Origin of the sequence: Citrobacter amalonaticus, assembly GCF_001559075.2 — a bacterium.
In the GTDB taxonomy this organism is placed as follows: domain Bacteria; phylum Pseudomonadota; class Gammaproteobacteria; order Enterobacterales; family Enterobacteriaceae; genus Citrobacter_A; species Citrobacter_A amalonaticus_F.
Window position 1 is genome coordinate 4,364,014 of the sequence record NZ_CP014015.2, and the last position, 14,829, is coordinate 4,378,842.

Annotated in this window: 14 protein-coding genes; 9 read left to right on the forward strand and 5 right to left on the reverse strand. The window is 56.0% G+C overall.

The features are described 5' to 3' along the window. Positions 1-7: 7 nt before the first annotated feature. The 4 genes from AL479_RS21085 to AL479_RS21100 are packed head-to-tail and all read left to right on the forward strand — an operon-like array spanning position 8 to position 3,822. A complete protein-coding gene (locus tag AL479_RS21085) occupies positions 8-1,030 on the forward strand; it encodes an ABC transporter permease (protein WP_061077516.1) in 1,023 nt (340 codons plus the stop codon). Next, complete coding sequence (gene ddpC / locus AL479_RS21090) at positions 1,027-1,920, forward strand: D,D-dipeptide ABC transporter permease (protein WP_061077517.1); 894 nt, start codon at positions 1,027-1,029, stop codon at positions 1,918-1,920. Before AL479_RS21085 ends, ddpC begins: the two co-directional genes overlap by 4 nt. Continuing rightward, the gene (locus tag AL479_RS21095; RefSeq protein WP_061077518.1) at positions 1,920-2,906 is read left to right on the forward strand and encodes an ABC transporter ATP-binding protein; all 987 of its coding nucleotides are present in this window, start codon (positions 1,920-1,922) and stop codon (positions 2,904-2,906) included. Before ddpC ends, AL479_RS21095 begins: the two co-directional genes overlap by 1 nt. Next, the gene (locus tag AL479_RS21100) at positions 2,899-3,822 is read left to right on the forward strand and encodes an oligopeptide/dipeptide ABC transporter ATP-binding protein (protein ID WP_061077519.1); all 924 of its coding nucleotides are present in this window, start codon (positions 2,899-2,901) and stop codon (positions 3,820-3,822) included. Before AL479_RS21095 ends, AL479_RS21100 begins: the two co-directional genes overlap by 8 nt. Positions 3,823-3,899: 77 nt before the next feature. Here AL479_RS21100 and osmC read toward each other — a convergent pair whose 3' ends face one another. Further along, positions 3,900-4,331 carry a peroxiredoxin OsmC gene (gene osmC / locus AL479_RS21105; protein WP_061077520.1) on the reverse strand — a complete coding sequence of 144 codons (432 nt, stop codon included), beginning with the start codon at positions 4,329-4,331 and terminating at the stop codon, positions 3,900-3,902. 227 nt (positions 4,332-4,558) lie between these two features. On the opposite strand from osmC, the gene sra reads away from it, so the two are divergent. The 5 genes from sra (at position 4,559) to AL479_RS21130 (ending at position 9,337) form a co-directional block, all read left to right on the forward strand. Next, complete coding sequence (sra, locus tag AL479_RS21110) at positions 4,559-4,702, forward strand: stationary-phase-induced ribosome-associated protein (protein ID WP_061077521.1); 144 nt, start codon at positions 4,559-4,561, stop codon at positions 4,700-4,702. Between the two features lie 171 nt (positions 4,703-4,873). Next, a complete protein-coding gene (maeA, locus tag AL479_RS21115; RefSeq protein ID WP_061077522.1) occupies positions 4,874-6,571 on the forward strand; it encodes a malate dehydrogenase in 1,698 nt (565 codons plus the stop codon). 308 nt (positions 6,572-6,879) lie between these two features. Further along, on the forward strand, positions 6,880-8,595 hold the full coding sequence (locus tag AL479_RS21120) for an ABC-F family ATP-binding cassette domain-containing protein (protein WP_061077523.1): 1,716 nt from the start codon (positions 6,880-6,882) through the stop codon (positions 8,593-8,595). A 179-nt stretch (positions 8,596-8,774) separates the two neighbouring features. Next, positions 8,775-9,053, forward strand: coding sequence for a type II toxin-antitoxin system RelE/ParE family toxin (locus tag AL479_RS21125; protein WP_043000694.1), 279 nt, complete (start codon positions 8,775-8,777; stop codon positions 9,051-9,053). Next, the gene (locus tag AL479_RS21130) at positions 9,053-9,337 is read left to right on the forward strand and encodes a HigA family addiction module antitoxin (protein ID WP_061077524.1); all 285 of its coding nucleotides are present in this window, start codon (positions 9,053-9,055) and stop codon (positions 9,335-9,337) included. Before AL479_RS21125 ends, AL479_RS21130 begins: the two co-directional genes overlap by 1 nt. Positions 9,338-9,381: 44 nt before the next feature. On the opposite strand, the gene AL479_RS21135 is transcribed toward AL479_RS21130, so the two are convergent. From AL479_RS21135 to fdnG, 4 genes are all read right to left on the reverse strand, one after another. Then, complete coding sequence (locus AL479_RS21135) at positions 9,382-9,984, reverse strand: inorganic diphosphatase (RefSeq protein ID WP_061077525.1); 603 nt, start codon at positions 9,982-9,984, stop codon at positions 9,382-9,384. A gap of 126 nt (positions 9,985-10,110) precedes the next feature. Continuing rightward, the gene (gene fdnI / locus AL479_RS21140) at positions 10,111-10,767 is read right to left on the reverse strand and encodes a formate dehydrogenase-N subunit gamma (RefSeq protein WP_061077526.1); all 657 of its coding nucleotides are present in this window, start codon (positions 10,765-10,767) and stop codon (positions 10,111-10,113) included. Next, positions 10,760-11,644 (reverse strand): formate dehydrogenase subunit beta, encoded by an 885-nt coding sequence (gene fdxH / locus AL479_RS21145; RefSeq protein ID WP_061077527.1) that lies wholly within the window; start codon positions 11,642-11,644, stop codon positions 10,760-10,762. Before fdxH ends, fdnI begins: the two co-directional genes overlap by 8 nt. A gap of 12 nt (positions 11,645-11,656) precedes the next feature. Further along, positions 11,657-14,704 (reverse strand): formate dehydrogenase-N subunit alpha, encoded by a 3,048-nt coding sequence (gene fdnG, locus AL479_RS21150; RefSeq protein ID WP_081093698.1) that lies wholly within the window; start codon positions 14,702-14,704, stop codon positions 11,657-11,659. Between the last annotated feature and the right edge of the window lie 125 nt (positions 14,705-14,829).

The following is a 14,829-nucleotide window of genomic DNA, read 5'->3' on the forward strand; positions in this document are numbered from 1 at the left end:
GAAGCCAATGACTTTCTGGAGCATTTTGCGCCAGCGCTGCTGGGGACTTGTCCTTGTGGTGGCCGGCGTTTGCGTCATCACCTTTATTATTTCGCACCTGATCCCCGGCGATCCGGCCCGCCTGCTGGCGGGCGATCGGGCAAGCGAAGAGATTGTCGAAAATATTCGCCAACAGCTTGGGCTGAATCAACCGCTGTATGTGCAGTTTGCGCGCTATGTAAGCGATGTCTTCCAGGGGAACTTAGGCATTTCAATTCGCACCGGGCGTCCGGTGATGGAAGAACTGCGCGTCTTTTTCCCGGCAACGCTGGAACTGGCCTTTTGTTCACTGCTGCTGGCACTGGTCATCGGTATTCCGTTGGGCATTCTTTCCGCCGTCTGGCGTAACCGCTGGCTGGATCACCTGGTGCGTCTGATGGCGATCACCGGCATTTCGACGCCGGCCTTCTGGCTGGGACTAGGCGTGATCGTGCTGTTTTACGGCCATCTGCAAATTTTGCCGGGTGGCGGACGGCTGGATGACTGGCTGGATCCGCCAACGCATGTGACCGGGTTTTATCTGATCGATGCCCTGCTGGAAGGCAACGGCGAGGTCTTTTTTAATGCCTTACAGCATCTGATTTTACCGTCGTTGACGCTGGCGTTTGTTCACCTGGGGATTGTGGCGCGGCAAATCCGTTCCGCGATGCTGGAACAGCTCAGTGAAGATTATATCCGCACGGCGAAAGCCAGCGGCCTTCCCGGCTGGTACATCGTGCTGTGTTATGCCCTGCCCAACGCGCTGATCCCGTCGATTACCGTGCTTGGACTGGCGCTGGGTGACTTGCTGTATGGCGCGGTGCTGACCGAAACCGTCTTTGCCTGGCCCGGAATGGGCGCCTGGGTGGTGACCTCTATTCAGGCGCTCGATTTCCCGGCGGTAATGGGCTTCGCCGTGGTGGTCTCTTTTGCTTATGTGCTGGTCAATCTGGTGGTGGATCTGCTCTATCTGTGGGTGGACCCGCGCATTGGGCGTGGAGGTGCTGAATGATGTTAACCGAAGAGACGCCGACGCCGGTACGCGTGACGCGTCGGCGCATTGACTGGGCCAGATTGTTCTGGCTGATGAAAAGCAGTCCGCTGACAATGATTGGCGGCGTGATTATTGTCCTGATGCTGTTACTGATGGTGCTGTCGCCGTGGATCGCGCCATACGATCCCAACGCGATCGATTTAAGTGCGCGGCTGTTGCCGCCAACGGCGACGCACTGGTTTGGAACTGATGAAGTCGGACGCGATCTGTTCAGTCGGGTGCTGGTGGGCAGCCAGCAGTCGATCGTTGCCGGGCTGGTGGTGGTCGGAATTGCTGGCGGTGTCGGCTCACTGCTGGGCTGTCTGTCCGGCGTGATGGGCGGTCGTGCTGACGCCATCATCATGCGGATGATGGATATTATGCTGTCGATTCCCTCGCTGGTGCTGACAATGGCGCTGGCTGCCGCGCTCGGGCCGAGCCTGTTTAACGCGATGCTGGCGATTGCTATTGTGCGCATTCCCTTTTACGTACGTCTGGCGCGTGGGCAAACGCTGGTCGTGCGCCAGTTTACCTATGTCCAGGCCGCCCGCACGTACGGCGCTTCCCGCTGGCATTTGATTAGCTGGCACATCCTGCGTAACTCGTTGCCGCCGCTGATTGTGCAGGCATCGCTGGATATTGGCAGCGCCATTCTGATGGCGGCCACGCTGGGCTTTATCGGGCTTGGCGCTCAGCAACCAAGCGCCGAATGGGGCGCGATGGTCGCGATTGGCCGTAATTACGTTCTCGATCAGTGGTGGTATTGCGCTTTCCCTGGCGCCGCCATCCTGATCACGGCCGTCGGTTTTAACCTGTTCGGTGACGGGATCCGTGATTTGCTGGATCCGAAAGCAGGAGGAAAACAGTAATGACTCAACCGGTGCTGGAAATAGACGATTTACACTTGAGTTTTCCGGGATATAAAGCCGACGTTCACGCCCTGAGCCATGTGTCGCTGCGCATTCAACGCGGCGAAATTGTCGGCGTGGTGGGCGAATCGGGTTCCGGGAAGTCAGTCACCGCGATGCTCACCATGCGCCTGCTGCCGGAAGGTAGCTACCGCATTCATCAGGGGCGCGTCTCGCTACTGGGCGAAGATGTGCTTAACGCCAGCGAGAAGCAAATGCGTCAATGGCGCGGCGCACGGGTGGCGATGATCTTCCAGGAGCCGATGACGGCACTCAACCCAACGCGACGTATCGGCCAGCAGATGGTGGAAGTGATTCGCCACCATCAGACGGTAAGCCGCGCGCAGGCCCGGGAAAAGGCGATTACCCTGCTGGAAGAGATGCAGATCCCCGACGCCGCCGGGGTGATGACCCGCTTTCCGTTTGAGCTTTCAGGCGGCATGCGTCAGCGGGTGATGATCGCCCTTGCCTTCTCCTGCGAACCGGAGCTGATCATCGCTGATGAACCTACCACCGCGCTGGACGTCACCGTACAGTTGCAAGTGCTGCGTCTGCTGAAACACAAGGCCCGCGCCAGCGGCACGGCCGTGCTGTTTATCAGTCATGACATGGCGGTGGTGTCGCAACTGTGCGACCGGCTGTACGTGATGTATGCCGGAAGCGTAATTGAAAGTGGCCAGACCGATGCCGTGATCCACCATCCGACCCATCCCTATTCGATTGGCCTGCTGAAATGCGCGCCGGAGCAAGGGGAACCGCGTCAGCCGCTGCCGGCGATCCCTGGCACCGTACCGGATCTCACCCGCCTGCCGCGCGGCTGCGCGTTTCGGGATCGCTGCTTTGCCGCAGGTCCGCTTTGCGAAACGATACCCGCCATGAGCCCGCATGGCGCTGGAGACCAGCGCTCAGCCTGCTGGTATCCTCTTCTGGAGAATCCCCATGTCTGAAACGTTACTGGCTTTACAGGATGTGCACGTCAATTTCCCGGCGAAGAAAAACTGGCTGGGACGGGTCACCGAACGCGTGCATGCGCTCAACGGGATGGATTTACAGATCCGCCGGGGCGAGACGCTGGGGATTGTCGGTGAATCCGGCTGTGGAAAAAGCACGCTGGCGCAGTTGCTCATGGGGATGCTGAAGCCAAGCCAGGGGCAGTATCAACAGGATTCATCATCGACCGAAATGCAGATGGTATTTCAGGACCCGCTCTCCTCACTGGATCCACGTCTGCCGGTGTGGCGGATTATCACCGAGCCGGTATGGATTCAGAAACGCAGCAGCGAACGGGAGCGACGGGCGCTGGCGGCAACCTTAGCCAGTCAGGTTGGGATCCGCCCGGAATACCTCGACCGCCTGCCGCACGCTTTCTCCGGCGGACAGCGTCAGCGCATCGCGATTGCCCGGGCGCTGTCGTCAGAACCGGATGTGATCGTGCTGGATGAGCCGACGTCAGCGCTGGATATTTCCGTCCAGGCGCAGATCCTGAACCTGCTGGTCGCGTTGCAGGTCAGTCGCAATCTGACCTACATTCTGATCTCGCATAACGTCTCAGTGGTACGCCACATGAGCGACCGGGTGGCAGTGATGTACCTCGGGCAAATCGTCGAACTCGGCGAGACGGCGCAGGTGCTCTCCACCCCGGCACATCCTTATACCCGCCTGCTGCTGGATTCCGTGCCAAAAACCGGCGCGCCGCTGGCTGAAGAACGGGTGATACGCAAAACGGAATTACCTGGCAACCGGGTATTGCCGACGGGCTGTTTTTTTCGTGACCGGTGCCCGTTAGCGACCCACGGCTGCGAAGCACGACAGGCGCTACGCAGGCTTGATGTGGGAACGGACGTACGTTGCTGGCGTGCCTGATGACAGGCACGGTTACCGGAGGCTGATTTCAACATGTTTATGCCCGGTCAGCATCACGCGACCGGGCAATACTGTCATTACGACTTCAGTTGATAATCGAGGGTGATTTCCGCTTTCAGCACCTGCGACACCGGGCAGCCGGCTTTCGCTTTCTGGATGATACCGTCGAAGGTGGCGGCATCGATTCCCGGCACGTTCACTTCGCTGTGCAGCGCGATTTTGGTAATCGCAAAACCGGCATCAACTTTATCCAGCGACACGTCAGCCGTGGTGTCGATGGCATCCGGCGTAAAGCCCGCCTCGCCAAGCATCAATGAAAGCGCCATTGAGAAACAGGCGGCATGCGCTGCGCCGATCAACTCTTCCGGATTGGTGCCTTTCGCCCCTTCAAAACGGGTATTGAAACCATAAGGCTGCTGGTTCAGCACGCCGCTTTCCGTCGAAACGGTGCCTTTTCCGCGTTTGATATCGCCTTCCCAGTGTGCCTGACCTTTCTTATGGATTGTCATCGTTCGCTCCTTATTGTCGTCGGGATAACAAGTATAGGACGTTCACCCGATTTCGTGGCTGTTAGCAGAGACTTCTTAATTCCCTGCTTACACATTGACCTTTCCGATTAAATGTCCGACTATCAATCAGGTCGGTATCCATCGGTACCGTCGACCTTAAGGGTTATATTTCGTCCGAAGTCACATGGACTCATCCTTGAAACCAGTAACAGGATAAAGGAGTTAGAATGAAATCGAACCGTCAGGCCCGTCATATTCTTGGACTGGACCATAAAATTTCCAATCAGCGCAAAGTGGTGACTGAAGGTGAAAAATCCAGCGTGGTGAACAACCCTACCGGCAGAAAACGCCACGCAGACAGCAAAAAGTAACCGCACAGCCCGAATATGACGATAAACACCATCGCAAACGCGATGGTGTTTTTGCTTACAAAAGCCTTAATCCATGCGCGATGCTTTATACTCTGTGCCCGATGCCCTGGTGGAATGGCAACATATTATAAAAAGTGCCAGGGACGGATATTCAAAAAAAGAGTGAGTGACATGGAAACCAAAAGCAAAAAACTGCGTTCCCTTTATATTCCTTACGCTGGCCCTGTATTGCTGGAATTCCCCTTACTGAATAAAGGCAGTGCTTTCAGTATGGAAGAGCGCCGTAACTTCAACCTGCTGGGGTTACTGCCGGAAGTGGTCGAGTCGATTGAAGAACAGGCAGAACGTGCCTGGATCCAGTATCAGGGATTCAAAACGGAAATCGACAAACATATCTACCTACGCAATATTCAGGATACCAACGAAACCCTGTTCTACCGACTGGTGCATAACCATCTCGATGAGATGATGCCGGTGATCTATACCCCAACGGTCGGTGCGGCCTGTGAACGTTTCTCCGAGATTTATCGTCGCGCGCGCGGCGTGTTCATCTCCTACCAGAACCGCCACAACATGGATGACATCCTGCAAAACGTCCCCAACCACAACATCAAAGTGATTGTGGTCACCGACGGCGAGCGGATTCTTGGCCTGGGCGACCAGGGGATCGGCGGGATGGGCATTCCCATCGGTAAGCTTTCGCTGTATACCGCCTGTGGCGGCATCAGCCCGGCCTACACCCTGCCGGTCGTGCTGGATGTGGGAACCAACAACCCGCAACTGCTCAACGATCCGTTATACATGGGCTGGCGCAATCCGCGCATCACCGACGACGAATACTATGCGTTTGTCGATGAATTCATTCAGGCCGTTAAGCACCGCTGGCCGGACGTTCTGCTGCAGTTTGAAGACTTCGCGCAGAAAAACGCCATGCCGCTGCTTAACCGCTATCGCGACGAAATCTGCTCGTTCAACGATGACATTCAGGGCACCGCCGCGGTGACCGTTGGCACGCTGATCGCCGCCAGCCGGGCGGCAGGCAGCCAGCTTAGCGAACAGAAAATTGTCTTCCTCGGCGCGGGTTCAGCCGGTTGCGGTATTGCCGAACAGATCATTGCCCAGATCCAGCGTGAAGGATTAAGTGAAGAGGCCGCGCGCCAGAGAGTCTTCATGGTGGATCGCTTTGGCCTGCTGACCGACCAGATGCCGAATCTGCTCTCCTTCCAGACCAAACTGGTGCAGAAACGTGAAAATCTGCAGGCGTGGGATACCGACAACGAGGTGCTGTCGCTGCTTGATGTGGTCCGTAACGTTAAGCCTGACATTCTGATTGGGGTTTCCGGGCAAACCGGTCTGTTCACCGAAGAGATCATCCGCGAAATGCACAAGCATTGCCCGCGTCCGATCGTGATGCCGCTGTCGAACCCCACCTCGCGTGTGGAAGCGACGCCGCAGGACATCATCGCCTGGACCGAAGGCAACGCGCTGGTCGCTACCGGCAGTCCATTTATGCCGGTGGTCTGGAAAGACAAAGTCTATCCTATCGCCCAGTGTAACAATGCCTATATTTTCCCGGGGATTGGGCTGGGCGTGATTGCCTCCGGCGCCTCCCGCATTACCGATGAGATGCTGATGTCCGCCAGTGAAACGCTGGCCCAGTACTCGCCGCTGGTGCTTAACGGCGAAGGTCTGGTGTTGCCTGAACTGAAAGACATTCAGACCGTCTCGCGCGCCATTGCGTTTGCCGTCGGGAAGATGGCGCAGCAACAGGGCGTGGCGGTGAAAACCTCCGCCGAAGCGCTGTTGCAGGCTATCGAAGAGAACTTCTGGCAAGCGGAATATCGCGACTATCGTCGTACTTCTATCTGACGAACCGCCCGGCGGCGCCTGCTGCCGGGCCTTCAGGCTTGCGCTGTCTCATCACTTGCGATTACACTTTCGCCATCGATTAACATTCGGATAAATAAAAGGAGGATACTTATGCTGTACTGTGAACGCTTCATCGCTTCACATGCTTTTGGCGATCGCCAGTGCTCAAGCGTTATCGGTATCGTGCTGCGATAACTTCTGCTTGAGCGAAGCTAACTTCTGAATTCCCCTTCTCTCGGGCTTACCGGGTTATCGTCAGCGATGTTTGACGAGGCGTTTTGACGCCTGTAACTCTTGAGTAAGCAACAATGAGCACATTACTAACCGCACAATCCCTGCACGTTGATACGGCGTTCGGCACGCTTTTCGACGATCTGACGTTTACCCTAAAAAAAGGCGATCGCATTGGGCTGATCGGCTACAACGGCTGCGGCAAAAGCACGCTGCTGAAAGTTCTCGACGGTTCGATTGTCCCGACTGGCGGCACTCTGGCGCTGGCGAACCACTGCCATCTTGCGCGTGTCGAACAGCACCTGCCCGACGAGATCCTGCCGCTGACGTTACAGGAAGCCGTTCTGGCACAACTTCCTGAACATGAACGGGCCAGCCAGCTCTGGCAGGTGGAGGCGTTACTCGCGCAAATGGGCTTCAGTGTCCAGGATCTGCAATTAACGGCGCAAACCCTGAGTGGCGGTCAGCATACGCGTTTGTTGCTGGCCCGCGCGCTGATGCGCCAGCCTGATCTGCTGCTGCTTGACGAACCGGGAAACCACCTGGATTTGCCGACGTTACTGTGGCTGGAGCAGTTTTTACAGAACTGGTCCGGCAGTTTTGTGGTGGTGTCCCACGATCCGCAACTGCTGGATGCGATCACAAACGGCACGTGGATCCTGCGCGATCGTACCCTGCACGCCTTTGCATTGCCCTGCAGCGCGGCACGCCAGGCACTGCTTGAGCGCGATGCCAGCGACGCGTTGCGTCATAAGGCGGAACAAAAAGAGATCGATCGCGTCACCGCCAGTGCTAAACGGCTGGCAACCTGGGGCCGGGTGTATGACAACGAAGATCTGTCGCGCAAAGCGAAGCAAATGGAAAAACAGGTGTTACGTCTCAAGGAGGTGCAAACGGATCTGACGGCAGGAAGTCAGTGGTCACTAACATTGCACGGAGACGCGCTACGGGCAGACCGTCTGCTGGAACTGTCGCAGTTGTCGGTCACGCCTGCCCCAGAAGCGCCGACGCTGTTTACCATTGACGGCATCCGCCTGAAAAGTGGTGACCGGGTGGCGATCGTCGGGCGCAACGGTTGCGGTAAATCGTCACTGTTAAAACTGATCTGGCAGCATTATCAGACGGAACTGGCATCAGATTCGCTGCGCCTCCACCCTCGCGTAACGCTGGGCTACTACGATCAGACGCTGCATCAATTACCGGATGACGCGTCGTTGTTTGACGCCCTTGAACCGTTCGCCCCGCAGCCGGATATCCGCAAAATGGCGCTGATTAGCGCGGGATTTCCGTGGATACGCCACGCGCAATTGGTCAGTACGTTAAGCGGCGGCGAGCGTTCTCGTCTGCTGTTTGTCGGCCTGTCGCTGGCGCGTTATAGCCTGCTGATGCTGGATGAACCGACCAACCATCTGGATATGGAAGGTAAAGAGGCGCTGGCACAGACCCTGCAAACCTTTGAAGGCGGCGTGCTGTTGGTCAGTCACGATCGTCAACTCATCAGCCAGAGCTGTAATCGGTTCTGGTTTGTTGACGACGGCGAGCTGAGCGAATGGCACGATCTGGACGCCGTCTATGCCCGTATCCGGCAAACCACGCTGGAACACTCGTCGGCGGTTGTAAAAGAGTACGATCCACTTATCGCGGAGCGCAGCGACGATGACAGTCTGCTGGAAAAGCTGCTGATGCTTGAGCAACGTCTGGCTGAGGATCTGGCCCGTAAACCCAGACACCAGAAGCCGCAGTTGCAAGCTCAGTGGCGTAAAGAGATAGACGACATCACCGCGCGTCTTTAACCCTCAATGCCCGGCAACGCGAAGTTTGCCGGGCAATTTGCGTAGCGCTTTCCAGTATTCATCCCCTCTTCTTTTCTCTTTCTTCATTTCGCCACACAATCGCACACGCGATGGCGAAAATTGTTGCGCCTAACGGAACATAATGCTACTGTTCCTCATGAAGGAACGAGGTGAAATGGATGATCATGAATTTCAGGCACAAGGGATTACGCGACCTGTTTCTTCACGGTAAAACGTCAGGCGTGCTGGCAAAGCACGTCAAACGTTTGCGACACCGCCTCGCCGTGATTGACGCCGCAGGCTGCGTGAACGATATCAACATGCCCGGTTACCGACTGCATCCCCTGAGCGGCGATCGTGATGGCGTCTGGTCAATATCGGTTTCAGGCAACTGGCGTATGACGTTCGAATTCGTCAATGGCGATGCGTACATTCTGGATTACGAGGATTATCACTGATGAAAATGGCGAATCATCCCCGCCCCGGGGATATCATTCAGGAAGCGCTGGACGAACTGAACGTCAGTTTGCGTGAATTTGCCAGAGCAATGGAGATTGCGCCCTCAACCGCCAGCCGGTTACTCACGGGCAAAGCGGCACTCACCCCGGAAATGGCGATCAAACTTTCGGTGGTGATCGGCAGTTCCCCGGAAATGTGGCTGAATCTGCAAAGTACCTGGAGTCTGGCGCAAGCGCAAAAAAGCGTAGACATTTCCCGCCTGCGCCGTCTGGCGGTGCAGTAGCCGCGTTGACAGCCGGACTGGCAAACGCCGTCCGGCAAAATCGCTTATTGCTGTGGGTTTTTCGCTTTCCAGGCATCCCATGCCTGTTTGATTTCCTGCTTCGCGGTCGCCGCGTCGTTAAAGCCGTTCAGCTCTACTTTCTTGCGCCCTTCCGGTAATTCTTTGTAGACGCGGAAGAACGATTCCAGCCGCTGAACCTCAATTTTCGGCAGGTCGGCCAGTTCCTTGATGTCGTCATACGTAGGATCAATTTTGCTGGCAGGAACCGCCACAATTTTGTCATCCTTGTCGCCGCCATCAATCATCTTCAGTACGCCAATTGCACGCAGCTTGATCAGCGTTCCCGGAGCCATCGGGGCGCGGGTGTAAAAAATCACATCCAGCGGATCGCCATCACCTGCCAGCGACTGGGTCAGCGAGCCGTAGTTTGCCGGATAGGCCACCGGCATCGACTGAAAGCGGTCCGCGATGATAAACCCGGTTTTAGCGTCGGTTTCATATTTAATGATCCCGCCAGCCGGGATTTCCGTCACAGCATAAAATTCTTCCGGATTGTTCTCCGGCTGTGGGAACTCGAGGACGTTCTGCGCCTGAACTGACGCGGAAAGAAGTACGCTCACAGCGAGCAATTTCTTGACCAGATGCATTGTCGGTTAACTCTTCGGTTATTTGTGAAGACAACACGTTACGTTTAGCCGATGACAGTCTCATGACGTTTTTATGGCAAAAAAAAGGCGCTACCGGTGTAGCGCCTTTAGCGGTGAAAAAGAGAATTAGTTCAACCCTTCTTCACTCTCTTTTTTCGCATCTGCTTTCTCGATGTCACGGTACCAGCGCGGGTGGTGTTTTTTCGCCCAGCGGCGACTCACCTTCCCTTCAACCATCCCTTTAATCGATCCTTTCACCCAGAATGCCATATACATATGAATGAGGATGGCGTGGATCAGAATGATCCCTGCCGCCGCGTGGATCAGCAGGCTGTAACGCACCACCTGCATCGGGAAGTACTGCGCGAAATACGGACGCCAGATAATCACGCCGGTCACCAACAGCACAAAAATCATGCTCATGATCGACCAGAACATCATCTTCTGCCCGGCGTTATATTTGCCGACATCCGCCACTTTGTGTTCGTTGCCTTTCAGCACTTCGACAATGTTTTTCAACCACGGAAGGTCTTTCTTATCCGGGATGTTGTGGTGGACGAAGCGGACAAACATGAACATCAGCGCGACAAAAATCGCTACGCCAAAGAACGGGTGCAGAATGCGCCCCATCTGCGGCGTACCGAAGGTTTGCGTCAGCCATTGCAGCGTCGGGAAGAAAAATGAAATCCCCGACAGCGCGACCAGGAAGAAGCAAATCACCACCGTCCAGTGACAGGCGCGGTCGATGAACTTCGTGCGCACAATCATTTTCGACTTACTCATGATGGTCCTCCTCGTCATCGTCCACTTCTTTGTTCGGGCCAATACCAATGTAGTGATAGATCAGCCCGGCAAAGGTGGCGATAAATCCGGCGGCCGCCAGTGGCTTCAGCGCCCCTTTCCACAGATTGATAGAGGTGTCGACTTTCGGCTCGTTCGGTAAACCGTGGTAGAGCTCTGGCTGATTCGCGTGATGCAGGACATACATCACATGCGTACCGCCAACGCCCTGCGGGTTATAGACGCCAGCATGTTCGTAGCCGCGTGCTTTTAGCTTCGCGACGCGCTGCTCGCCCATTTCCAGCATCTCTTGTTTGGTGCCGAAATGAATCGCCCCGGTCGGACAGGTTTTGACACAGGCCGGTTCCTGACCCACGCTGACGCGATCGACGCAGAGTGTACATTTATAGACGCGGTTGTCCTCTTTATTGAGGCGCGGAATATTAAACGGACACCCGGCAATGCAGTAGCCGCAGCCAATGCAGTGTTCGGACTGAAAATCGACAATCCCGTTGGCATACTGGATGATCGCACCCGCAGACGGGCAGGCCTTCAGGCAGCCCGGATCCTCACAGTGCATACAGCCGTCTTTACGAATCAGCCATTCCAGTTTGCCGTTCTGCACGGTTTCGCTAAAACGCATCACCGTCCAGGACTTGGCGCTGAGATCGGCGGGGTTGTCGTACACCCCGACGCAATGCCCTACCTCGTCACGGATGTCGTTCCACTCAGAACAAGCCACCTGGCAGGCTTTGCAGCCCACGCAGGAGGAGACGTCAATGAGCTTGGCGACCTCGGCTTTGTAATCACGCGCCTGCGGCGGCGGCGTGATTGCGTTTGTTGCGGACTTTTTGATGATGTCCTGCGTTTCCAAAGACATATGCTCGCCCCCTTACGCCTTCTCGATGTTGACTAAAAACGCTTTGTACTCCGGCGTTTGCGAGTTTGAGTCACCGACGTTTGGCGTCAGGGTGTTGGCGATATAGCCTTTACGCGCCACCCCTTCAAAGCCCCAGTGCAGCGGGATCCCGACGGTTTCAACCTGCTGACCGTTGACGTGCAGCGTACGCAGACGACGTGTGACCACCGCAACCGCACGAATGAATCCGCGCTTGCTGCTTACCTTCACGTAGTCGCCGTTGCCTATGCCTTTGGCGGCGGCCAGCGTTTCGCTGATCTCCACAAACTGTTCCGGCTGCGCGATGGCGTTCAACAGCGCGTGCTTGGTCCAGGTGTGGAAGTGCTCGGTCAGACGATAGGTCGTTCCGACATACGGGAACGCGTCCTTCTTCCCTAAGCGCAGCACGTCATCTTCATAGATGCGCACGACCGGGCTGGACACCACGTTCGGATGCAGCGGGTTAGTACCCAGCGGCGTTTCCATCGGTTCGTAGTGTTCCGGGAATGGACCTTCCGCCAGTTTATCAAGGGCAAACAGACGGCCGAGACCTTCCGGTTGCATGATAAACGGCCCGGTGGCGCTGCCCGGAGGCGCGGTGTTGAAGTCCGGGATATCGTTACCCGTCCATTTCGCCCCGTCCCACTGGATCAGCATGCGTTTCGCATCCCACGGTTTACCGTTGATATCCGCGGAGGCGCGGTTATACAGCACGCGACGGTTCAGCGGCCATGCCCATGCCCAACCCAGTGTATTGCCCAGCCCTGACGGATCGGCATTATCGCGGTTGGCCATCTGGTTGCCTTTCTCCGTCCAGCTACCGGTGTAGATCCAGCAGGAAGACGAGGTCGTACCGTCGTCACGCAGTTGCGCGAAGCTGGTGAGCAGTTGCCCTTTCTTCGCAATCAGAACACCGTTGGCGTCGTAGAGATCGGCCAGCGCATAACCGTTGTTCTCTTTCGCGACCTCTTCTGACTCTGGATGGTCCGGCTGTTTGTAGTCCCAGCGCATTTTCAGTAGCGGTTCTACGCCTTTCCCGCCCTCTGTGCGATACATCTCGCGCAGACGATGGAAAAGCCCGGCCAGAATTTCGCCGTCGTTACGCGCTTCACCCGGCGCATCCTGCCCTTTCCAGTGCCACTGCAACCAGCGTCCGGAGTTGGCAATGGAGCCATCTTCTTCGGCAAAACAGGTGGACGGCAGGCGGAACACTTCCGTCTGAATCGACGCCGGATCGACATCGTTCGACTCGCCGTGGTTCTGCCAGAAGGTTGAGGTTTCGGTCACCAGCGGATCGATCACCACCATATACTTCAGCTTGCTCAGGCTGCGAACCACTTTGTTTTTGTCCGGGAAGGACGCCACCGGGTTAAAGCCCTGACAGATGTAGCCGGTGACTTTCCCGCTATCCATCATGTTGAAGTATTTAATGACGTCGTAGGCCTGATCCCATTTCGGCAACCAGTCAAAGCCCCAGTCATTCTCTTTCTGCGCATCATCGCCGTAGAACGCTTTCATCAGGCTGACGGCAAACTTCGGATAGTTGCTCCAGTAGTTCACCTGGTCCGCTAACGTGGCTTTTGGCGTGTTAGCGTTCAGCCAGGTCTGCCAGTCGCTCTGCTTTTCCGACGGCAGCGTCAGATAACCAGGCAGACTGGTTGAAAGCAGTCCGAGGTCGGTCAGTCCCTGAATATTGGAGTGACCACGCAGGGCGTTCACGCCGCCGCCGGCCATCCCCATGTTGCCGAGCAGCAACTGGATCATCGCCATCGTACGGATGTTCTGCGCCCCAACCGTATGTTGAGTCCAGCCCAGCGCATACAGGAATGTGGTGGTACGATCCGCCGCACTGGTGGAGGCCAGCACGTCACATACTTTCAGGAAGTCAGCCTTCGGCGTCCCGCAGATGTTCTCGACGACGTCCGGCGTGTAGCGGGAAACGTGCTGTTTCAGCAGATTCCATACGCAACGAGGATGCGTCAGAGTTTCATCGCGTTTGGCATAGCCGTTTTCATCGAACTGGTAGTTCCAGGACGACTTATCGTACTGCCGTTTTTTCGCGTCATAACCGCTGAATAAACCGTCATCAAAGGTAAAATCATCCCGCACCAGCAGGCTGGCGTTGGTGTAATGTCTGACGTATTCGGCATTAATCTTGTTATTTTCAATCAGATACCGCAGCACACCGGACAGGAACGTAATGTCCGTGCCGGAGCGAATCGGCGCATAAATATCAGCAACCGAGGCGGTACGAGTAAAACGGGGATCGACAACAATCAGCGTGGCGTCATTGTTGTTCTTCGCTTCCATCGCCCAGCGGAAACCCACTGGATGGGCTTCAGCGGCGTTACCGCCCATCACCATCACGACGTTTGCGTTTTTGATATCAACCCAGTGGTTGGTCATCGCACCGCGACCAAATGTTGGAGCAAGACTTGCTACCGTTGGTCCGTGTCAGACGCGCGCCTGGTTGTCTACTGCCAGCATGCCGAGTGAGCGCACAAATTTTTGCGTCAGCATGCCGGTTTCATTACTGGCCGCGGAGGCGCAGAGCATCCCCGTGGAAAGCCAGCGGTTTACCGTGACGCCCTGTTCGTTTTTCTCGATAAAGTTGGCGTCGCGGTCGGCTTTCATCAGTTTTGCAATGCGGGTCAGTGCATCATCCCAGCTAATGCGTTGCCATTTGTCGGAGCCTGGTGCGCGATATTCCGGGTAGCGCAGACGGTTTTCGCTATGGATGTAATCCAGCAGACCGGCGCCCTTCGGACACAATGCGCCACGGCTTACCGGATGATCCGGATCCCCTTCGATATGATAAAGCGCTTCTTTGGCGTTTTTTGCTCCATCTCCCAGGCTATACATTAATAGCCCGCAACCTACGGAACAGTATGTGCAGGTGTTTCGGATCTCTTTCGCGCGCAACAGCTTATAATTTCGCGATTGAGCCAGTGCCATTTTGGGGGTAAATCCCAGCGCAGCAACCGTTGTTCCAGCCATACCGCCCGCGCAGATTTTAAAAAACTTTCTGCGGCTGACGTTCATTGCTTTCCCTCTTTTTCCAGAGTTGTCATGTCGCCGTGGAAACTAACAGCAATACCCATATTTTTTTTGAGTCAAATCAATAACGAAACGGTTCCGCTACTAAATAGTCCCAATTGTCGGTTTTA